This window comes from Rhodococcus sp. G6(2025), assembly GCF_058628105.1.
The window spans coordinates 3,385,910-3,406,355 of record NZ_CP179750.1 but is presented as its reverse complement, the minus strand read 5'-3'; the positions used below and the strand labels follow the sequence as shown (position 1 = coordinate 3,406,355).

The 20,446-nt window shown below is 68.6% G+C and carries 20 protein-coding genes; 7 read left to right on the top strand and 13 right to left on the bottom strand.

Features of this window, described 5'->3' with window-relative positions:
- Positions 1–13: 13 nt before the first annotated feature.
- The gene (locus tag ACLIVD_RS15575) at positions 14–2,122 is read left to right on the top strand and encodes a PTS fructose transporter subunit IIABC (RefSeq protein WP_317567488.1); all 2,109 of its coding nucleotides are present in this window, start codon (positions 14–16) and stop codon (positions 2,120–2,122) included.
- Positions 2,123–2,171: 49 nt separating this feature from the next.
- Positions 2,172–2,429 carry an HPr family phosphocarrier protein gene (locus ACLIVD_RS15570; RefSeq protein WP_005261132.1) on the top strand — a complete coding sequence of 86 codons (258 nt, stop codon included), beginning with the start codon at positions 2,172–2,174 and terminating at the stop codon, positions 2,427–2,429.
- Between the two features lie 14 nt (positions 2,430–2,443).
- On the opposite strand, the gene ACLIVD_RS15565 is transcribed toward ACLIVD_RS15570, so the two are convergent.
- From ACLIVD_RS15565 to ACLIVD_RS15535, 7 genes are all read right to left on the bottom strand, one after another.
- Positions 2,444–3,766, bottom strand: a complete 1,323-nt coding sequence (locus tag ACLIVD_RS15565) for an alpha/beta hydrolase (protein WP_317567528.1) — start codon at positions 3,764–3,766, stop codon at positions 2,444–2,446.
- 68 nt (positions 3,767–3,834) lie between these two features.
- A complete protein-coding gene (locus ACLIVD_RS15560) occupies positions 3,835–4,965 on the bottom strand; it encodes a hypothetical protein (RefSeq protein ID WP_317567489.1) in 1,131 nt (376 codons plus the stop codon).
- Positions 4,958–6,412, bottom strand: a complete 1,455-nt coding sequence (gene hflX / locus ACLIVD_RS15555; protein WP_011598570.1) for a GTPase HflX — start codon at positions 6,410–6,412, stop codon at positions 4,958–4,960. The genes ACLIVD_RS15560 and hflX overlap by 8 nt, the downstream gene beginning before the upstream one ends.
- A gap of 58 nt (positions 6,413–6,470) precedes the next feature.
- Entirely contained in the window at positions 6,471–7,340 is an 870-nt protein-coding gene (dapF, locus tag ACLIVD_RS15550; protein WP_317567490.1) for a diaminopimelate epimerase, read from the bottom strand.
- Positions 7,341–7,448: 108 nt separating this feature from the next.
- Positions 7,449–8,300, bottom strand: coding sequence for a TrmH family RNA methyltransferase (locus ACLIVD_RS15545; RefSeq protein WP_317567491.1), 852 nt, complete (start codon positions 8,298–8,300; stop codon positions 7,449–7,451).
- Positions 8,297–9,226: a tRNA (adenosine(37)-N6)-dimethylallyltransferase MiaA gene (miaA, locus tag ACLIVD_RS15540; RefSeq protein WP_317567492.1), complete on the bottom strand. Its 930-nt coding sequence runs from the start codon at positions 9,224–9,226 to the stop codon at positions 8,297–8,299. Before miaA ends, ACLIVD_RS15545 begins: the two co-directional genes overlap by 4 nt.
- Complete coding sequence (locus tag ACLIVD_RS15535; protein ID WP_283353127.1) at positions 9,223–9,939, bottom strand: class III extradiol dioxygenase subunit B-like domain-containing protein; 717 nt, start codon at positions 9,937–9,939, stop codon at positions 9,223–9,225. Before ACLIVD_RS15535 ends, miaA begins: the two co-directional genes overlap by 4 nt.
- A 203-nt stretch (positions 9,940–10,142) precedes the next feature.
- Between ACLIVD_RS15535 and ACLIVD_RS15530 the strand changes: the two genes are divergently transcribed.
- Positions 10,143–11,528: a DUF349 domain-containing protein gene (locus tag ACLIVD_RS15530; RefSeq protein ID WP_283353126.1), complete on the top strand. Its 1,386-nt coding sequence runs from the start codon at positions 10,143–10,145 to the stop codon at positions 11,526–11,528.
- 6 nt (positions 11,529–11,534) lie between these two features.
- On the opposite strand, the gene ACLIVD_RS15525 is transcribed toward ACLIVD_RS15530, so the two are convergent.
- Positions 11,535–12,155: an Rv2732c family membrane protein gene (locus tag ACLIVD_RS15525; RefSeq protein WP_105414551.1), complete on the bottom strand. Its 621-nt coding sequence runs from the start codon at positions 12,153–12,155 to the stop codon at positions 11,535–11,537.
- Positions 12,152–13,669, bottom strand: coding sequence for a tRNA (N6-isopentenyl adenosine(37)-C2)-methylthiotransferase MiaB (gene miaB / locus ACLIVD_RS15520; RefSeq protein WP_317567493.1), 1,518 nt, complete (start codon positions 13,667–13,669; stop codon positions 12,152–12,154). The genes ACLIVD_RS15525 and miaB overlap by 4 nt, the downstream gene beginning before the upstream one ends.
- A gap of 210 nt (positions 13,670–13,879) precedes the next feature.
- Here miaB and ACLIVD_RS15515 point away from each other — a divergent pair, with 210 nt between their 5' ends.
- The 4 genes from ACLIVD_RS15515 to ACLIVD_RS15500 all read left to right on the top strand — a co-directional run bounded on the left by ACLIVD_RS15515 (position 13,880) and on the right by ACLIVD_RS15500 (position 17,192).
- A complete protein-coding gene (locus ACLIVD_RS15515; RefSeq protein ID WP_011598564.1) occupies positions 13,880–14,608 on the top strand; it encodes an amino acid ABC transporter ATP-binding protein in 729 nt (242 codons plus the stop codon).
- A gap of 81 nt (positions 14,609–14,689) precedes the next feature.
- Positions 14,690–15,523 (top strand): glutamate ABC transporter substrate-binding protein, encoded by an 834-nt coding sequence (locus ACLIVD_RS15510; RefSeq protein WP_105414549.1) that lies wholly within the window; start codon positions 14,690–14,692, stop codon positions 15,521–15,523.
- A gap of 92 nt (positions 15,524–15,615) precedes the next feature.
- Positions 15,616–16,296 (top strand): amino acid ABC transporter permease, encoded by a 681-nt coding sequence (locus ACLIVD_RS15505; protein ID WP_005261143.1) that lies wholly within the window; start codon positions 15,616–15,618, stop codon positions 16,294–16,296.
- A complete protein-coding gene (locus ACLIVD_RS15500; RefSeq protein ID WP_009480022.1) occupies positions 16,293–17,192 on the top strand; it encodes an amino acid ABC transporter permease in 900 nt (299 codons plus the stop codon). Before ACLIVD_RS15505 ends, ACLIVD_RS15500 begins: the two co-directional genes overlap by 4 nt.
- 151 nt (positions 17,193–17,343) lie before the next feature.
- Here ACLIVD_RS15500 and recX read toward each other — a convergent pair whose 3' ends face one another.
- The 4 genes from recX to ACLIVD_RS15480 all read right to left on the bottom strand — a co-directional run bounded on the left by recX (position 17,344) and on the right by ACLIVD_RS15480 (position 20,434).
- Complete coding sequence (gene recX, locus ACLIVD_RS15495; RefSeq protein WP_317567494.1) at positions 17,344–17,859, bottom strand: recombination regulator RecX; 516 nt, start codon at positions 17,857–17,859, stop codon at positions 17,344–17,346.
- 9 nt (positions 17,860–17,868) lie between these two features.
- Positions 17,869–18,912 (bottom strand): recombinase RecA, encoded by a 1,044-nt coding sequence (recA, locus tag ACLIVD_RS15490; protein ID WP_005240749.1) that lies wholly within the window; start codon positions 18,910–18,912, stop codon positions 17,869–17,871.
- A gap of 145 nt (positions 18,913–19,057) precedes the next feature.
- Positions 19,058–19,252 carry a DUF3046 domain-containing protein gene (locus tag ACLIVD_RS15485; protein WP_005240748.1) on the bottom strand — a complete coding sequence of 65 codons (195 nt, stop codon included), beginning with the start codon at positions 19,250–19,252 and terminating at the stop codon, positions 19,058–19,060.
- Positions 19,253–19,285: 33 nt separating this feature from the next.
- On the bottom strand, positions 19,286–20,434 hold the full coding sequence (locus ACLIVD_RS15480; protein ID WP_283331939.1) for a glycosyltransferase: 1,149 nt from the start codon (positions 20,432–20,434) through the stop codon (positions 19,286–19,288).
- Positions 20,435–20,446: the final 12 nt, after the last annotated feature.

Sequence of the window (20,446 nt, the reverse complement as noted above, 5' to 3'; positions counted from 1 at the left end):
AGAAGGAAACACCATGTCTCACTCGACACCCGACCGCGATTCGGGGCCGCAGATCATCAGCGAAGATCTGATCTCCCTGGACACCGACCTCGGAGCCTCCAAGGAGGACGTGATCTCCGCGCTCTCCCGGCGTCTGGCCGACGCCGGTCGCGCCACCGAAGCGGACGCTCTCCGCGACGCCGCACTGGCGCGTGAATCACAGTCGGCTACAGGACTTCCCGGTGGGATCGCGATCCCCCACTGCCGTTCCGAAGCTGTTGTGGCGGCGTCCCTCGGATTCGCCCGGCTCGCCCCGAAGGTCGACTTCGGCGCCCCCGACGGACCCGCAGATCTGGTGTTCCTCATCGCCGCACCCGAAGGTGCGGGCGCGGAGCACATGAAGCTGCTCTCCTCGCTCGCGCGGGCACTGGTGCGTCCCGCCTTCGTCGGCGCCCTGCGTGATGCGAAGACCCCCGCCGAGATCGTCACCCTGGTGAACGACGTCCTGGCACCCGCACCCGCCGCCACACCGGCTGCCGCGGCCCCCGCCACACCGGCTGCCGCTGCGGCAGCCCCCGCGGCGGCTGCCGCGGCCCCGGCTCCGAGGCCCGAACCGGTCACCCCGGAGAAGGAACCCGAGCCCGAAGAGGCACCGAAGCACATCGTCGCGGTCACGGCCTGCCCCACCGGCATCGCCCACACGTACATGGCGGCCGACTCCCTCGTCGCCGCCGGCGAACGCGCAGGCGTCGTCGTCCACGTGGAGACGCAGGGTTCGAGCGGAAGCACACCGCTGGCACCGGGAGTGATCGCGGGCGCGTCCGCCGTCATCTTCGCCACCGATGTCGGGGTGAAGGGCAAGGAACGCTTCGCTGGCAAGCCGGTGGTGGCGTCGGGAGTCAAGCGCGCCATCAACGAGCCCGACACCATGATCACCGAGGCACTGCGCGCGGGCATGAACCCGTCCGCGGCCACCGTGGACGCGGGTAGTGCCGGCAGCGCGGCGGACGAGCCGGCCGGATCGATCGGCTGGGGCACCCACCTGCGTCAGGTGCTGCTCACCGGTGTCAGTTACATGATCCCCTTCGTCGCCGCCGGCGGTCTGCTGATCGCCCTCGGCTTCCTGCTCGGCGGCTACGAGATCTCCGGTCCCGCGGAGGACATCGTCCTCAGCAACTCCCTCGGCCAACTCCCCGACGGTGGCCTGGCGACGTACCTGGGCGCGGTGCTGTTCCAACTGGGTTCGCTGGCATTCAGCTTCCTCGTGCCCGCTCTGGCCGGTTACATCGCCTTCGCCATCGCCGACCGGCCTGGTCTGGCGCCGGGCTTCACCGCGGGTGCCGTCGCGGTCTTCGTCGGCGCCGGATTCATCGGAGGCCTCGTCGGTGGTCTGATCGCCGGTGTGGTCGCGCTGTGGATCAGCCGGATCCCGGTTCCCCAATGGTTGCGCGGCCTGATGCCGGTGGTGATCATTCCGCTGTTCGCGACCCTGATCGTCGGCGCCCTCATGTTCCTGGTCCTGGGCCGTCCGCTCGCCGCGATCACGTCGGGCCTGACGAACTGGCTCAACGGTCTGTCCGGCAGCTCCGTCATCTTCCTCGGCATCATCCTCGGCCTGATGATGTGCTTCGACCTCGGTGGCCCGGTGAACAAGGCGGCGTACGCGTTCGCGGTGGCCGGCCTCAACGTCAACGATCCCGCCTCGCTGCGGATCATGGCTGCCGTCATGGCTGCGGGCATGGTCCCGCCGCTGGCGATGGCTCTCGCGTCGACCGTCCTGCGTCCCAGCCTGTTCAGCGAGGCGGAACGCGAGAACGGCAAGGCGGCCTGGCTTCTCGGCTCGGCGTTCATCTCCGAAGGTGCCATTCCGTTCGCCGCCGCCGACCCGCTGCGCGTCATTCCCTCGATGATGGCCGGCGGCGCCGTCACCGGCGCCCTGATCATGGCGTTCGACGTCACCCTCAGCGCACCGCACGGCGGAATCTTCGTCTTCTTCGCCATCGGCAACCTGCTGTGGTTCCTGGTGGCGCTGGCCGCCGGTGTCGTCGTCGCCGCACTGTGCGTCGTCGGCGCCAAAGAATTCATCAAGCCCGGCGCGTCCGACGCCGAACTCGACCCCGACGTTGCGACCGTCGCAGCGTAAGAGAAACAGATCGCCCCGCATCAACCCCACCGACAGAGGAGAGAGTCCCATGCCCAGCACCACAGTCGCCGTCGGTTCGTCCATCGGCCTGCACGCCCGTCCCGCCGCCGTCATCGCCGAAGCGGTTGCCGCCGCCGGTGTGCCCGTCACGCTGGCCGTGGCGGACGGCGAACCCGTGGACGCCGGCTCCGCACTGCTCATCATGACGCTCGGCGCCACCAAGGGCACCGACGTCACGGTCACCAGCGACGACGCCGACGCCGTCGAGAAGGTGGCCCAGCTGGTGGCGGCCGACCTCGACGCCTGACCGGTATCCGGCCGTCAGCCGGTGACGCCCAGCTGACGGCCGGTCCAGTCCATCTCCCGTTCGAGCGCCGCACTCCAGGTGGCCCCTTCGTGGCCACCGGGGAGGTCGTAGTACCGCACGTGCAGACCGGCCGCCCGCGCGGCAGCGAACATCCGCTGCTGCTGCGGGCGGTATTCGTCGTCCGCCGCCCCGGCGACGAACACCCCGGTCAATTCCGGGAACTGCCGCGTCCTCAGCACGTCGACCGGATTGACCGCCGCGAACGCCCGCTCGTCGCCGGCGAACGTCGCCGCGACCGTCCCCGCGTGATCGCCCAGCGAGGGCTCGTCCTGGCCTAGGAAGTCGAGAAACGTCGGGTAGATCGCCGGATAGTTCACGGCCAGCTGAATCGAACAGGTTCCCCCGTAGGAGAATCCGCCGATCGCCCACTGCGCAGGATCGTGCGACACCTGCAGAGACTTCTCGATCCAGGCGGGGACGTCACGAGCGACGTAGGTGGCGGCGTTCCCCAGCGCCGAATCCAGGCAGAGCGGATTCGCGTCCTGCGACCCCAGTGCGTCGACCACCACGACGACCGGTGCGAGGCCGTCGTGCCGCGCGGCGTACGCATCCACCGTGGACCCCAGTCGTCCGCTGCTGAACCAGTCCTGGGGGCGCCCCGGCTGTCCCGCGATCATGACCATGACGGGGAGCACGGCGCGGGGTGAGGTCAGGTACGCCGGCGGCAGATACAGCACGGCCGGCCGGGCCGGGAATCCGGATTCGGTGCCGGGGATCTCCACTTCCGTCACCACACCGGAGCCGGGTGTGCGCACCGGACGTGTCCACACCGAGTCCACCGGGGTCCCGGACTGCACGGCGCTCTCGAACCCGGGGACGTCTCCGAACGACACCGGCTCGACGACCGTCGGCGGGCGGTGTCCCACCAGCGAACCGACGGTCGGGAAGACGCCGACCTCCGCGTTGACCTGCCCCACCGCCGCGGCCGCGACCACGGCACCTGCCGCCCCGACCGCCGCGGCGCGGAGGACACCGGGTTTCCGGAGCAGGATGGTGGCTGCGAGTACGAGGGTGCCGACTGCGAGCCAGATCCATGCGTAACCCGCCGGCGGTATCTGATTGGGAAGCGGCCGGTACCTCGCCCACACCGCTCCCCCGATCACCGCGGTCACGGGCACCGCGACCGCGGCGGCGCGGAGGATCGGCGCCCTTGCGGAACGCGACGCCGCGAGCATCACGACGACGCCCACCACCACGGCAACGGTCGATGCGGCCTGGGCGCGACCGTGCTCGAGCGACAGGTGGGCGATACGCGACAACAACTCGTGGGCCTGCACCCCGCCAGTATTCACACCGCGTCGGTCATCGAAAGAATCAGGCTCGCAACATTTCTCGCAAAACAGACCTATCGGGCACGGCGGCGGATCACGAAGCCGGCGACGACCACGAGCACGACCGCGCCGCCGGCGACGCCGATTCCCCACACCGTTCCCGGCGACTGCGCCGACGCCTCGTCGGCGGCTGTCTGCGCGCGGGCCTGCTCCTGCACCCTCGACACCGCCCCGGGCAACGCCTGAATCGGCGGAACGGGCCCCTCCCGCGCCTCGGAGGCGATCAGCAGGTCGCCGTTCTCGGTGAACGCGATCGACTCCCCCTGCGGCTGCTGCGGCACGTGTGCGCGCACCACGGGCCCCGCGGCGAACGCGGCGGCCAGGTCGCCGTCCGGGGCCGAGAACAGGAACACGTCGGAGTAGCTGCGGACGGCGGCCACGGTTCCGTCGGCGGACACGGCGCCGCCGGTGAACATCGTCGAATGCAGGGCCGGCGCCGTGGTGCCGCTCCCGGTGGTGGCGTCGTCGGCGCCGTTCGTCTCCGCGACGTCCAGCGTCCCCACCTTCTCGAGCGGGGTCGGGCCGGGGCTCGCGAGGTCACCCACGACGGCGCCCCCGGCAGGCCGGTACACGTTGCCCGCCCCGAACACTTCCTTCGTGACGATCAGCGGGGTGCCGTCGCGCTGGACGAGAACGGTCTCCGCGTCGTGCGGGCCGTCCGGATACGTCAGCCGATGCAGTTCTCCCGCACCGGTGTCGCGGTCCATCGCGATCAGGGCCACCGTGTCGCGGCGGCGTCCGTTGTCGCCGGTGTCGGCGAGCCACAGCCGGCCGTCGGGGCCGGACGCCATGTCCTCGACGTCGTACGGATCGACCGGCAGCGGAAGCCACCGCTGCACGGCGCAGTTCCCGTCCATCACCGCGACCGCGCGGTCGGAACCGCTGTCACCGACCGCATAGAGCAGTCCCCCGGCCGACACGAGCCCCGACAACTCTTCCAGCGAGGCCTCGTCCGGGGTTCCGGCCGCCGAATCGTCGGGAGTGCAGAGCGGAGTGAACTCCGACGCATCGACCGCCGTCTGATCGCGGAAGAACGGCTCGGCCGATCCGGTGCCCGCCGCCGCGAGCGGTGTGCACGCAGCAAGGACTGCAACCGCGACTCGGAGCGACCACCGTGAGCGCGACCACCGTGAACGGTCAGGCACTGCCGTTGTACTGAACCAGTGCCGACGCCAGCGCTTCGGGCACCCGCGCATGGACGCGCGTGCCGTCCTCCTCGTGGGACGAGTCGAGGATCTGTCCGTCCGAGTGGATCCGGGCCATCAGATCTCCCCGGTTGTACGGGAGGAGCACGCTGACCTCGATCTCCGGGCGGATCAGGACGTCGCTGAGATGCGCGCGCAACTCGGCGATGCCTTCCCCGGTCCGGGCGGAGACGAACGATGCGCCGGGCAACAGGCCGCGCAACTGGGTCAACGTGACCGGGTCGGCCGCGTCGATCTTGTTCACCACGATGAGCTCCGGCGGCGCTGCGGCGTCGTTCTCCCGGATCACCTCGGTGATCACCTCGTGGACGGCCCTGATCTGATCCGTGGGCAGCGGATCGGAGCCGTCGACGACGTGCAACAGCAGATCCGCGTCCGTGACTTCCTCCAGCGTCGAGCGGAACGCCTCGATCAGCTGCGTCGGCAGGTGCCGCACGAACCCGACGGTGTCGGTGAGGACGTACTCGCGGCCGTCGTCCAGCGCCGCCCGCCGGGTGGTGGGATCCAGGGTGGCGAACAGCGCGTTCTGCACCAGCACCCCGGACCCGGTCAGCGCGTTGAGCAGGCTCGACTTGCCTGCGTTGGTGTAGCCGACGATCGCGATGGACGGGGTCTCGCTGCGCAGACGCCTGGTGCGTTTGGTGTCGCGGGCGGCCTTCATGCCCTTGATCTCGCGGCGCAGCTTCGCCATCCGCTCCCGGATTCGCCGGCGGTCCGTCTCGATCTTGGTCTCACCGGGACCACGCAGACCCACGCCGCCGTTGCTGCCGGCGCGACCACCCGCCTGCCGGGACATCGATTCACCCCAGCCACGCAGTCGGGGCAGCATGTATTCCATCTGGGCCAGCGCCACCTGAGCCTTGCCCTCCCTGGACGTCGCATGCTGAGCGAAGATGTCGAGGATGAGGGCCGTCCGGTCGATGACCTTGACCTTGACGACCTTCTCCAGCGCGGTCAACTGCGCGGGAGTGAGTTCACCGTCGCAGATGACGGTGTCGGCGCCGGTCGAGAGGACGACCTCACGGAGTTCCTCGGCCTTACCGGAGCCGATGTAGGTGGCAGCGTCGGGTTTGTCCCGCCGCTGGACGAGGCCCTCGAGGACCTCGGACCCGGCGGTCTCGGCCAGCGCCGCGAGCTCGGCCATGCTGGATTCGGCCTGCGCCGCGGTTCCCTGCGTCCAGACACCGACGAGCACCACCCGTTCGAGGCGCAGCTGTCGGTATTCGACCTCGGTGACGTCTGTGAGCTCGGTGGAGAGCCCGGCAACTCGGCGCAGCGCGCTGCGGTCCTCGAGTTGCATCTCGCCGACCGAGGGGCGCCCGTCGTCGTAGGCGAACTCAGTGGAGTCGGAGATCGGCGATTCTTCTGTGCGATGTGTTTTCGTCATACACCCTCATGATCCCACGGAATGTCGAGGGTGTGCACGTGCATTTCGCGCAGGGCGATCAGGCGAGGCCGTTCCACCAGCCGTCGTCGAGGTTCCCGGACGCCACCAGGACGGACGGTCCACGCAACGTCGCCCGACCGCCGGACACCGCGACAGTGACCTGACCACCGGGAATACGGACGTTCACCTCACCGGAGTCGGCCCCCTCGAAGCGCAGCGCGGCGGTGGCCGCGGCCACCGTGCCGGTGCCGCACGACCGGGTTTCGCCGACCCCGCGCTCGTGCACCCGCATGTCCACGGCACCGGAATCGATGCGGGTGAGGATCTCCACGTTGACACCGTGCGGGAAGAAGCCGGGATCGAACCCGGGTGCAGCCGTCAGGTCGAGGGCCGCCAGGGACGCCGCCGTGAGGTGCGCATCGACACACGCCAGGTGCGGGTTGCCGACGTCGATGCCGATCCCGTTGAACACCTTGCCGTCGATGGTCGCGGCACTGGTTCCCAGATCGCGCACCACACCCATGTCGACGGTGACCTCACCGAAGGCGCCGTCGGCCGAGTGCACGATCACCGGTTTGCCGCCGGCCCGGCTGCCCACCACGAACTCGTCGCGGGACTCGAGCCCCGCCGCCCGGAGGTAGTGGGCGAAGACGCGGACGCCGTTGCCACACATCTCCGCGATCGACCCGTCGGCGTTGCGGTAGTCCATGAACCAGTCGTCCTCCGACGTGCCGTCGGGGAGTTCGGCGAGCACACCGGCGCCGGCCAGCGCACCGGCCTTCGCGACGCGCAGGATTCCGTCGGCGCCGAGCCCGCGCCTGCGATCGCACAACGCCGCCACCCGCGGGGCCGACAGGTCGATGCGGACATCGGGATCCGGGAGGACCACGAAGTCGTTCTCGGTGCCGTGCCCCTTGCTGAAATCCATGCGCACCACTCTAACCAACGGTCGAGCAGGTGCTGTTCATCTGTGCGACCGCGGTGCGGTTCATTTACGCGACCGCGGTGCGGTTCATTTACGCGACCGCGGTGCGGTTCATTTGCGCTGCCGGGCGATTTCGTAGAGGGCGACGGCGCCGGCGGAGGGGGCGCCGAGGGAACTCGCGGCGCCTCCGATCGGGATGTTGACCACCGTGTCGCAGGCGTCGCGCCACGCGGCGCTCATCCCGCGGGTCTCGTTGCCGATCACGAGCACGGTGCCGCCGCCGAAGTCGTGGGCGTCGATGGTGACGGAGCCGGTCTCGTCGGTGCCGACGATGTGCAGGTCGGTTCCGGACGCACGCCGGGCGTCGCGGAAGGCGAGGATCTCCTCGACGGACGAGACCGTGACGACGGGCATCGCAAAGAGGGATCCGGTGGAGGCGCGGACACTCCGGGGGTCGAATGGATCTGCGCCGTGGCCGACGACGACGACCGCGTCGGCGCCGAACGCGTTGGCGGAACGGACGAGGGTGCCCAGATTTCCGGGTGAGGCGGGCCGGTCGAACACGACGATCAGGGGGACGGACTGCAGTCGCAGGTCCTTCAGTCGCGGGGTTCGTGTCTTCGCAATGGCGATCAGTTCCGGCGCGGTGGTGGTGGTCTTCTCGCCCAGTTCGGCCATCAGTTCGGCACTGACACCGATCTGTTCGACGGACCGGGTCTCGAGCAGTTCCCGCGCCCAGTCGGACAGTGGCGGGCCGTCGATGCGGTGCAGCAGCGATTCGATCGGCCAGTCGTGTTCCAGCGCCAGGTTGAGGGGGCGGACGCCCTGGATCAGGAAGCGTCCCGCCTTCGTTCGTTTGGCGCGGTTGGTGAGGTAGGACTGCCACTGCTGGAAACGGGCGTTGCGGGTGGTCACCAGCAGGGACGGGGCCGGACGGTTGCGTCCGGACGGTGCGCGGCTCATCGTTCTCCCAGTGTTCGGGTCTCGCCGAGGGTGCGGATCGTGGTGTCCGCGAGGTCGGGGTCGCTTCCGTCGACCCAGTGGATGCGGGTGTCGCGGCGGAACCACGACCGTTGCCTGCGCACGTAGCGCCGGGTGCCGATGAACGTGCGTTCCTGTGCCTCGTCGAGGTCGTATTCGCCGTCGAGCCACGCGAGGACCTGCGCATAGCCGATGGCCCGGGGGGCGGTGACGCCCTCGCGCAGTCCCAGGTCTATGAGCCCGCGGACCTCGTCGACGAGCCCGCGTTCGAACATGAGCCGGGTGCGGAGCCGGATCCGGTCGTCGAGTTCGGCGGTGTCCCGGTCGACACCGACGATGTGTGTGCCCCAGCGCGGCTCGCCGATGCGAGGGGCCGACGCCGCGAACGGTTTCCCGGTGATCTCGACGACTTCGAGGGCACGGACCAGGCGTCTGCCGTCGGTGGGGAGGATCGACGCCGCGGCCTCGGGGTCCACCCGGCCGAGTTCGGCGTGGACGGCCGCGACGCCCTTCTCGGCGAGGACTGCTTCCCACCGCGCCCGCACCGACGCATCGGTGGCGGGGAAGCTCCACTCGTCGAGCAGCGACTGCACGTACATCATCGATCCGCCGACGATGACCGGCACGGCGCCGCGCGCGGCGATCGCCTCCACATCACGGACCGCCGCCTGCTGATAGTTCGCGACGGTGGCCGTCTCCGTCACGTCGAGCACGTCGAGTTGGTGGTGCGGGATTCCGCGGCGCTCGGCCGGGGCGAGTTTCGCGGTGCCGATGTCCATGCCCCGGTACAGCTGCATCGCGTCGATGTTGACGATTTCGCCGCCGAGACGTTCGGCCAGGTCCAGTGCGAGATCCGACTTTCCGGTGGCGGTCGGTCCGACGACGGCGATCGGCACGGGTGACGTCACGGACGCCACTCCCCCACGTGGTAGCCGACTCCGTAGGGTGCTGCGCTGTACAGCGTCCGGCAGGATGCGGGCGGCGCGGCGAACACGCCGGCGAGCACCTGCCACGGGACGCGCCCGCCGATGCCGAGGGACTCGCACTCCGCGGGTTCGAGGGCCAGCAGCGCGTCGCGGTCGCCGGTGTCGAGCGCCGCGTCGATCCTGGCCTGCACGCCTTCCGCGCGCGGGTCGAACGCTCCCGGCGCCTTCGCCGTGAGGGTGTTCGCCCCGTCCGCGACGATCACCAGCCCCCGCGGCTCCGGTTCCCGGTCGAGAAGCGTGCGCAGTTCCGCGCCGTACGCGGCGCACTGTTCCGGGGACAGGTCGGCTGAGAGGATCCGCGCGTCGACGACGGCGTCCGGCGCGCACGTCCCCCGAATCCACCCGGCCGTCAGCGCCGCGAGCGGCAGGTCGGGGTCGGGATCGCCTGCCGGACCGGGCCGCAGCGCGACCCGCACGTCGACGCCGTAGCCGCGATAGGTGCCCTGGGCGTCGGCCCGCACCTCCACCGCGGCCGGTGCCGCTCCGACCGCCACCCACTCGGTGGCGAGCGCGGACAACGCCTTCGCCGCCGTCTGGACCGCGTCCCGCAACGGCGCCGTCTCCGCAGCGGCCGCCCCGGTCAGTTCGGGTACCAGGAGCGGTGGGGACGGCACGAGGATTGCGGCGGTGAACACACAGTCACGCTAGTCGACCGTCCGAGGGGACCCGACATCCGATTCTGGTGCTGCCGTCAATCGGTACCAACGCGGACCGTCCGACCTGATTCAATAGTCCACAGGGCCCGTACCGGGTTGAATGGAGCCAGCACCCGTCCCGGGTCGTATGGAGCCAGTATTGCGTTCAGGCAGCCGTGACGCGCGGCAGAGATGAGGAACCGATGACCGACAGCAGCGACGCGAAGCCCGCCGTGGAGCCTGCCGCTCAGCAGCACGACACACCGAAGTCCAGCGTCCCGAAGCCCGGTGCCGCCGCGAAACCGGGTGCGCCCAAGCCCCACCCCACACCGACACACGCCCTCTCCGCCCCCGCCGTCGCCGCCCCCGCCCACAGTGACCCGAGCAAGTTCGGCCGCGTGGACGACGACGGCACCGCCTGGGTGAAGACCGCGGACGGCGAACGGCAGATCGGGTCGTGGCAGGCCGGAGACGCGGCGGAGGGTCTGGCGCACTTCGGAAGGCGCTTCGACGATCTGGCAACGGAAGTGGCACTCCTCGAGGCCCGGCTCAGCTCCGGTGCGGGCGACGCGAAGAAGACCAAGGCGGCCGCGCTCGCGCTCGCCGAATCCCTCCCGACCGCCGCGGTGATCGGTGACATCGATTCACTCGCGGCGCGGCTCGACGTCATCATCGCCGGATCCGACGAGGCTGCGGCCCACGCCAAGCACGAGAAGGAACTGTCGCGGCAGGCTCACACCGAACGCAAGGAAGCACTGGCCGCCGAGGCGGAACAGATCGGTGCCGAATCCACGCAGTGGAAGGCCGCCGGCGACCGGTTGCGCGAGATCCTGGACGAGTGGAAGACGATCCGCGGGATCGACCGGAAGGTCGACGACGCCCTGTGGAAGCGGTACTCGAAGGCGCGGGAGGCGTTTAACCGTCGCCGCGGCGCCCATTTCGCCGAACTCGATCGCGAGCGCGCCGCCGCCAAGACCAAGAAGGAAGAGCTCGTCATACGGGCCGAGGCGCTGTCCGACTCCACTGACTGGGGCCCCACGGCCGGAGCTTTCCGTGACCTGCTCGCCGAGTGGAAGGCCGCCGGCCGCGCACCGCGGGAAGCCGACGACAACCTGTGGAAGCGCTTCAAGGGCGCTCAGGACGTGTTCTTCGCCGCCCGCAACGCCGCGTCCTCCGAACGCGACGCCGAGTTCGAGGAGAACGCGGTCGCCAAGGAAGAGTTGCTGAAGAACGCCGGCCACATCGATCCGGCCAAGGACATCGACGCGGCGAGGGCGGCGCTCCGCGACCTGCAGGAGAAGTGGGACGCCATCGGGAAGGTGCCCCGCGAGCGGATGCACGACCTCGAGGGCAAGCTGCGGGCCATCGAGAAGCGTGTCCGCGACGCCGCCGACGAGGAATGGCGCCGCACCGACCCGGAGGCCCTCGCCCGGGCCGCGCAGTTCCGGGAGCGGGTCACGCAGTTCGAGGAACAGGCCGCCAAGGCGACCGCGGCGGGCAAGACGAAGGACGCCGAGAGCGCCCTCGCGCAGGCCAAGCAGTGGCGCGAATGGGCCGAGGCGGCGGAGGGCGCCGTCAGCGGGCAGTAGGTCCGATCAGCCGACGTTCCAGTCGCCGCGTCGCTCCGCTTCGGCGGCAGCGGCGCGGCGTTCCTCTTCCGCGGCCAGTTGCAGGGCGGTCCGGCTCCAGACCACCTTCAACCAGTGGAACGTGAGCACGATGACGGTGAGCCAGCCGATGATCAGGCCGATCCCCGGTCCGGCCGCCTCGACCCCGGGCGCCGGTGTCTGCCGCGACCAGATGGCGAGCATGCCGAACACGATGGACACGGCGGTCCCGGCGAGGGCCACCCACGCGAGGGCCCAGCGGCGGGTGACGAGCGCCAGCATCGACACGACGACCCCGAACACCACCTCGAACCACACGAACAGCCGCGACGGCAGGGCGATCGTCTCCGCGCGGGCGTCGTCCCCGTACACCAGTACCTCCCAGCCGTTGGCGATGCCGGAGTGCGGCAACGTCAGCGAGCCGAGGAGCACGACCACCGCAACCGCGACGACGAGCGCACGCGCGCCGGGATCGATCTCGCCGGCCACCTTCTTCTCGGCGGCGTCGAAATCCTTCAGGTAACTCTCGATCGGCTCGTTCTCGGCGCCCGAACCGTTGTCGCCGGTCCGGTTTCCGTCGTGCCGTTTGTCGTCGAACGGGGAGGTCATGCGTTGCATCCCATCTGGGCGGGTAGTGGTGCGGGCGCACCGATCTGCGGCAGTCCGAGTCCAACGCCGATCGGCGGGGTCTTCGGGGTCACGCCCTTCTCGAAGGAGTCGCCCGCGCGGGTGCGGCGGTGGGTCAGGACCGGGGTGTCGGCGACGAGGTGGTGCGGGGCGGCGGCACTGACGACGACGGTGACGACGTCGCCGGGCCGGACGGTCCCGTCGAGGTTGCCCTCGGGCCGGAAGTGGACGAGCCGGCCGTCGCGGGCGCGCCCGCTCATCCGGGCGGTCTCCGCATTCTTGCGACCCTCCCCGGCGGCGACGAGCAGTTCCACCTCGGCGCCGACGAGCTTCTGGTTCTCCTCGAGGGTGATCTGTTCCTGCAACGCGATGAGACGTTCGTACCGTTCCTGGACGACAACCTTGGGCAGCTGCTCGTCCATCTCCGCGGCCGGGGTGCCCGGCCGCTTGGAGTACTGGAACGTGTAGGCGCTGGTGAAGCGCGCCTGCCGGACGACGTCGAGTGTGTCCTGGAAGTCTTCCTCGGTCTCACCCGGGAAGCCCACGATGATGTCGGTGGTGATGGCCGCGTGCGGCATCGCGGTGCGCACCTTGTCGATGATTCCCAGGAACCGCGACTTCCGGTAGGAGCGGCGCATCGCCTTCAGCACGCGGTCCGAGCCGGACTGCAGCGGCATGTGCAGCTGGGGACACACGTTGGGGGTCTCGGCCATCGCCTCGATGACGTCGTCGGTGAACTCGGCCGGGTGCGGAGACGTGAAGCGCACTCGCTCGAGACCGTCGATCTCTCCGCATGCGCGCAGCAGCGCGGCGAACGCGCCGCGGTCGCGGGGCTGGTCCGGATCCGCGAACGACACGCCGTACGCGTTGACGTTCTGCCCGAGCAGGGTGACCTCGACGACGCCCTCGTTCACCAGAGCCTGCACCTCGGCCAGGATGTCGCCGGGGCGCCGGTCGACCTCCTTGCCGCGCAGCGCGGGCACGATGCAGAACGTGCAGGTGTTGTTGCATCCCACCGAGATGGACACCCAGCCGGCGTACGCCGACTCCCGCTTGGCGGGCAGCGTCGACGGGAATGCCTCCAGCGCGTCGAGGATCTCGACCTCGGCCCGCTGGTTGTGGCGGGCCCGGTCCAGCAACGCGGGGAGCGAACCGAGGTTGTGGGTGCCGAACACGACGTCCACCCACGGCGCCTTCTTCACGACGACGTCGCGGTCCTTCTGCGCCAGACACCCGCCGACCGCGATCTGCATGTCGGGGTTCTGTTCCTTCGCAGGCGCGAGGTGGCTCAGGTTGCCGTACAACTTGTTGTCGGCGTTCTCCCGCACCGCGCAGGTGTTGAAGACGACGAGGTCGGGTGCCTGCCCCGCGGCCGCCTTCGTGTAGCCGGCGTCCTCGAGGAGCCCCGACAACCGCTCGGAGTCGTGCACGTTCATCTGGCAGCCGTACGTGCGCACCTCGTAGCTGCGGTGAGGGGTCTGGTCGATCGTGTCCACGTATGCCAGGGTACGGCCCGCGCCAAATCGCCTCGTCGCGGCCGGTGTGCGCCCGGACACACGCCCGAAGCCGGACAGTAAAGTTTCCGTGACATCCCGAGGATTCTCGGAGCAAATGGCAGGTGCTCCCGCTCCCAACACATAGGGTCATCGACTATGACGCAAGCCGACGACGCGACGCCGACACCCTCCACGGGCGCGGCCCCGTCCATGATCTCGATGAAATCGGTGAACAAACACTTCGGCGCCCTCCACGTCCTCCAGGAGATCGACCTCGAAGTCCCTCGCGGACAGGTCGTGATCGTGCTCGGACCGTCCGGCTCGGGTAAGTCGACGCTGTGCCGCACCATCAACCGCCTCGAGCCCATCGACTCCGGTGAGATCGCGGTGGACGGCAAGGTACTTCCGGCCGAGGGCAAGGCTCTGGCGGCGCTGCGCGCCGACGTGGGCATGGTGTTCCAGTCGTTCAACCTGTTCGCCCACAAGACGATCCTCGACAACGTGATGCTCGCACCGGTCAAGGTGCGGAAGAAGAGCAGCGCCGACGCGAAGGCGAAGGCCTACGAACTTCTCGAGCGGGTCGGCATCGCCAACCAGGCGGACAAGTACCCGGCGCAGTTGTCGGGCGGTCAGCAGCAGCGAGTCGCGATCGCACGTGCACTTGCCATGAACCCCAAGGTCATGCTGTTCGACGAGCCGACGTCCGCACTCGACCCGGAAATGGTCAACGAGGTCCTGGACGTCATGACCTCGCTGGCCAAGGAAGGCATGACCATGCTCGTGGTGACCCACGAGATGGGCTTCGCCCGCAAGGTCGGCCACCGGGTTCTCTTCATGGCCGACGGCCAGATCGTCGAGGACGCCGAGCCCGCCACGTTCTTCACCGCTCCCAAATCCGAGCGCGCGAAGGACTTTCTCGGCAAGATTCTCAGCCACTGACTCGAAAGGGCGCCGCTGCGGTGCTCTCTCGGTCGACCGTGCTCGACACGCAACACCCGTCATTTCAATTGGAGGAACTCGATGAGGATCAATCGCTCGATTCGCGTGGGAATCGGCGTCATGGCGCTCGCCGTCGTCGCATCTGCCTGTGGCGGAGGTGAAGAGAAGAGCGCCTCCCAGAGCGCGTCGGAGGGCAAGCTCACGGTCGGAATCAAGTACGACCAGCCCGGCCTCGGATTGCGCAACCCCGACGGGTCCTTCAGCGGCTTCGACGTCGAGGTGGCCGAATACGTGGCCGGCAAGCTGGGTGTCGCGCCCGAGAACATCGAGTTCAAGGAGTCCCCGTCGGCTCAGCGCGAGACGCTGATCGAGAACGGTGAGGTCGACTACATCGTCGCCACCTACTCGATCACCGACGCCCGCAAGGAGAAGGTCGACTTCGCCGGGCCGTACTTCATCGCCGGACAGTCGCTCCTGGTGAAGTCCGACAACACCGACATCACCGGCCCCGATTCGCTCAACGGCGGGAAGAAGCTGTGCTCCGTGACCGGGTCCACCCCGGCGCAGAAGGTCAAGGACACGTACGCGCAGGACGTGCAGCTGCAGGAGTTCGACACGTACTCCGCCTGCGTCGAGGCGCTGCGTAACGGTGCGGTCGACGCCGTCACCACCGACGACATCATCCTCGCCGGCTATGCGGCGCAATACCCGGGCGAGCTGAAGGTGGTCGGCGAGCCGTTCACCGAAGAGCGCTACGGCATCGGACTGGCCAAGGGTGACGACGAGACCCGCGCCAAGATCAACGACGCCATCGACGCGATGATCGCGGACGGCTCGTGGGCGCGCGCGTTCAACGAGACCGTCGGCGCGTCGGGTTACCCGATCCCCGCCCCGCCGACCGTCGATCGGTACTGAGCAACTCACTCATCCGGGTCGGACGACTTCCCATTCGTGGAGTCGTCCGGCCCGGTTCGACACCAACCACCGGTGACCTGGGGAGACGGTAAGTGGACCTACTGAGCAAATACAGCGATCAGCTGATCGACGCATTCTGGACGACGGTGCAACTCACCGCGTTCTCGGCTGTCGGTGCTCTGATACTCGGCACCATCCTCGCGGCGATGCGGGTGTCACCGATCCCGGTCGCGCGTGGCGTCGGCACGGCGTACGTGACGATCTTCCGCAACACTCCCCTGACGCTCATCATCATCTTCTGCTCCTTCGGGCTCTTCCAGACGATGGGCGTCAAGCTCGCCCCCGAGCAGTCGCCGACGTTCTTCGAGGAGAACAACTTCCGGCTCGCCGTGCTCGGCCTCAGCGTCTACACCGCGGCCTTCGTCTGTGAGTCGCTGCGGTCCGGTATCAACACGGTGCACGTCGGCCAGGCGGAGGCGGGCCGGTCACTCGGCCTCACGTTCTCGCAGAATCTGCGGTTGATCGTGTTGCCGCAGGCATTCCGCGCGGTCACCGCCCCACTCGGCAGTGTGCTGATCGCCTTGACCAAGAACACGACGATCGCCTCGGTGATCGGCGTGGCGGAGGCGTCGCTGCTGATGAAGGAAATGATCGAGAACGAGGCCGCCATCTTCGTCGTCGGTGGCATCTTCGCGCTCGGCTTCGTGATCCTGACCCTGCCGATGGGGCTTCTCTTCGGATACCTGAGCAAGCGATTCGAGGTTGCACGATGAGCAATTCCGCCACCGTCCTCTACGACGCACCGGGCCCGAAGGCGAAGAACATCTATCGCCTGATCTCGGTCGTGGTCGCTGTCGCACTGCTGGGAATCGGCTACCTCGTCTACGCTGCGCTCGACGACAAAGGTCAGCTGACAGCGGCGAAATGGGATCCGTTCCTCGAATCGACGTCGTGGACGACGTATCTGATCCCCGGCATCCGCGGCACCCTCGTGGCGGCCGCCGTATCGATCCTGTTAGCACTGATCCTCGGCGCGATCCTCGGCATCGGACGCCTGTCGGACCACCGGCCGGTGCGATGGGTGGCCGGCGGGATCGTCGAATTGTTCCGCGCCATCCCCGTGCTGATCCTGATGATCTTCTCGTACCAGCTGTTCGCCGAGTACGAGGTCTTCAAGTCGAAATACCTTGCACTCGCCGCGGTCATCGTGGGCCTCACGCTGTACAACGGCTCGGTGATCGCCGAAATCGTCAGGGCAGGTATCAACTCGCTCCCCAAGGGGCAGAGCGAGGCCGCCATGGCACTGGGTATGCGCAAGGGCCAGGTCATGCGGACCATCCTGCTTCCGCAGGCCGTCACGGCGATGCTGCCCGCGATCATCTCGCAGATGGTGGTGGCGTTGAAGGACTCCGCGCTCGGTTACCTCATCGGCTACGTCGAAGTGGTGCGGTCCGGCCAGCAGCTCGGTGCGTTCTACGGCAACTACCTGCCCGCCCTGATCGTGGTGGCGATCATCATGATCATCCTCAACTACACGCTCACCGTGGTGGCGACCAAGGTGGAGAAGCGACTACGGGCCAGCAAGAAGGGCGGAGGCCCCGGGGGGGCCGTTCCTGAGCTTCCGGCGGTGTCGGTTCCGGGTATGGACATCACCGACAAGCGGTTGTGATCTGACGCGGGTGTGACGTGACACTGCGGTCGGACGCGAACTCTGTTCCCGTCCGACCGCAGTGTTGTCGTCTCGTCAGTGTTGTCGTCTCGTCAGTGTTGTCGTCTCGTCAGTGTTGTCGACGTCTCGTCAGTGTTGTTGTCGTCTCGGGTCAGGTCTCGTCGAACAGGCCGTCGGTTTCCGCACCGGCGCGATCGAGTTGTTCCTTGACCACCTCGAACGCCAGGCCCTGGGGAAAACCGCGGCGCGCGAGCATCGACACCAGCCGGCGGACCGCCCGGTCCCGATCGTCCGCGGGCACCGTCCGCAGTTTCTTCGCGACCAGTTCGGTGGCTCGCGCTCGTTCGTCTTCGCTGTCGATCTGAGCGAGCGCCTCGGTGGCGTCTTCCTGACCGATGCCCTTGCGGCGCAGTTCCAGTGCGAGCGCACGTTTCCCCTTGCCGGAGTACGTGTGCCGCGAATGCACCCACTGCTGGGCGAAGTCGGCGTCGTTGACGAGTCCGACCTCGGTGAGGCGATCCAGCACACGCTCAGCGATCTCGGCCGAGTAGCCCTTCTTCGCCAGACGCTCCGATAACTCCGCTCGACTCCGGGCACGGTCCGTCAAGAGACGCAGGCACAAATCCTTGGCCTGCGTCTCCGTTCCACCTTCGCCCGTCGGACGCACGGCGGCGCCTTAGAATTCGACCGGGGCGGCGTCATCCGTAGCAGCAGTGACGTCGGCGCCGATTCCGAGCTTTTCCTTGATCTTCTTCTCGATCTCGTCCCGGATGTCGGTGTTCTCCAACAGGAACTTGCGGGCGTTCTCCTTGCCCTGTCCCAGCTGGTCGCCTTCGTAGGTGTACCAGGAGCCCGACTTGCGGATGAACCCGTGTTCGACACCCATGTCGATCAGCGAGCCTTCCTTGCTGATTCCCAGTCCGTAGAGGATGTCGAACTCGGCCTGCTTGAACGGCGGCGCGACCTTGTTCTTGACCACCTTGACGCGGGTACGGTTACCCACTGCGTCGGTGCCGTCCTTCAGGGTCTCGATCCGCCGCACGTCGAGGCGCACCGACGAGTAGAACTTCAATGCCTTACCACCGGTGGTGGTTTCGGGGGAACCGAACATGACGCCGATCTTCTCGCGCAGCTGGTTGATGAAGATCGCGGTGGTGCCGGAATTGCTGAGCGCACCGGTCATCTTACGGAGCGCCTGGCTCATCAGACGGGCCTGCAGACCCACGTGGCTGTCGCCCATCTCACCCTCGATCTCGGCGCGCGGGACCAGAGCGGCCACGGAGTCGACCACGAGGATGTCGAGGGCGCCGGAGCGGATCAGCATGTCTGCGATCTCGAGCGCCTGCTCACCGGTGTCGGGCTGCGACACCAGCAGCGCATCGGTGTCGACGCCGAGCTTCTGGGCGTAGTCGGGGTCGAGCGCGTGCTCGGCGTCGATGAACGCGGCGATGCCGCCCGCCGCCTGTGCGTTGGCGACAGCGTGCAGAGCCACGGTGGTCTTACCCGAGGACTCCGGGCCGTAGATCTCGACGACACGGCCACGGGGCAGCCCGCCGATGCCGAGGGCGACGTCCAGCGCGATGGAGCCGGTCGGGATGACGGCGATGGGCTGACGGACACCTTCGCCCAGGCGCATCACCGAGCCCTTGCCGAAGTTCTTGTCGATCTGCGCCAGCGCGAGGTCGAGCGCCTTGTCTCGATCGTGTGCCTGTGGTGCCATCGTCGTCCCCATTCCTCGAGTCTCATCAGTGATCTGCGGTCAGGTTAGATCCGGGTACCGACAAGAACCGTGACCACCGAACATCTCCAGCATAGGGGAACGTGTGTTCGATATGTGCGGTCGGTCCGTTCGACACGCCGGATTTCTACCGGCGCTGCGGCGGGACGTCGAACTCCACGCAGAGTTCACGCCACACCTCGCGGGGTTCCCGGCCGTCCTCGATGGCTTCGGCGGCGGTCTTGCCCCCGAGACTGAGCAGCACGTGGTCGACGAGTAGTGCGTCGCCGCGCATCTGCCCGAACTCTTCGCGGACGAGTTGGTGAAATTCGGTCAGTCGCACACATCCACGCTAGCCGAACCTCGCGCCGCCCTCTTACCGCAGCGCGTCGCGGCACACCGCCACCGGATCGGCGACGTCCGCGATGCTCCGCGCGGCCCGCCGCGCGGCGTCCGTGTGGGCACCGTTCGAGAGCACCTGTTCGACCGCCGCGCGGAGTGCTTCGGCGCTCGGGGGACGCACCACGACGGCGCTCCCCTGCCGCGCGGCCCGGTTCGCGAGCTCCCACTGATCGCCGCCGCCGGGAACCACCACCGCCGGAACCCCTGCGAGCAGGGCCTTCGCCAGCATTCCGTGTCCGCCACCGCAGACGACGGCCGAGGCCTCGCGCAACATCGCGTCCTGACGGCCGAGACCTGCCCTCGCCCAGGGCGGAACCGTGGCCGGCGATCCGTCCAGTATCGACGCGATCACACGGACACCGGCCCCGTCGAGCCCCGCCAGCGTCGTCTCGAGCATGCCCTCCGCGCCGGTGAACGCGGTCGACGGAGCCACCATGATCAGGGGATCTGTGCCGTCCGGCGCCTCGATCACCTCGTTCGTCGGTTCCCACAGCAGCGGTCCGACCACGTGCGCCTCGGCGGGCCAGTCCGGCCTCGGCACCTCGAGCGCGGGGAGCGTCGCGATCAGCCGGCGCACCGGTCCCGGGTCCTTCGCAGGCAGTCCGACACCGACCCTGGCCTCGGAGCGTTGCCGCACACCCTGCCGGATCGACCGCGCCGTCGCGGTGCGCATGAGCGTGTCACGGAGCCTGCCCCGAATTCCCACGCCCGGAGCCAATCCACTTCCGATGGGCGGCAACCCCTTGGACGCGGCGTACAGCGGATGCGGGGACAGCTCGACCCACGGGATCCCCAGCCGCTCCGCGGCCATACCCCCGCCGGCGGTGAGGATGTCCGAGACGACGAGGTCGGGTCCCATCGCGCGCAGGTCGGGGAGCAACTCGGTGGAGATGTGCGCGGCGCGGGCGTGAATGCGCGCTCCCGCATCGAGGTCGTCGTCCGTCGGGCGGGGCGCGAGACCTTTCAGCAACTCGGCAGGCACACCGGCCGCCCGTGCGGACTCGACCCACCGTGAGCCTGTGAACAGGACGGGATCGTCTCCGGCCTCGATGAAAGCGAGGCACAATGCAAGGGCGGGAAAGGCATGTCCGGGATCAGGCCCGGCGACCACGGCGACTCGCACGAACCACAGGGT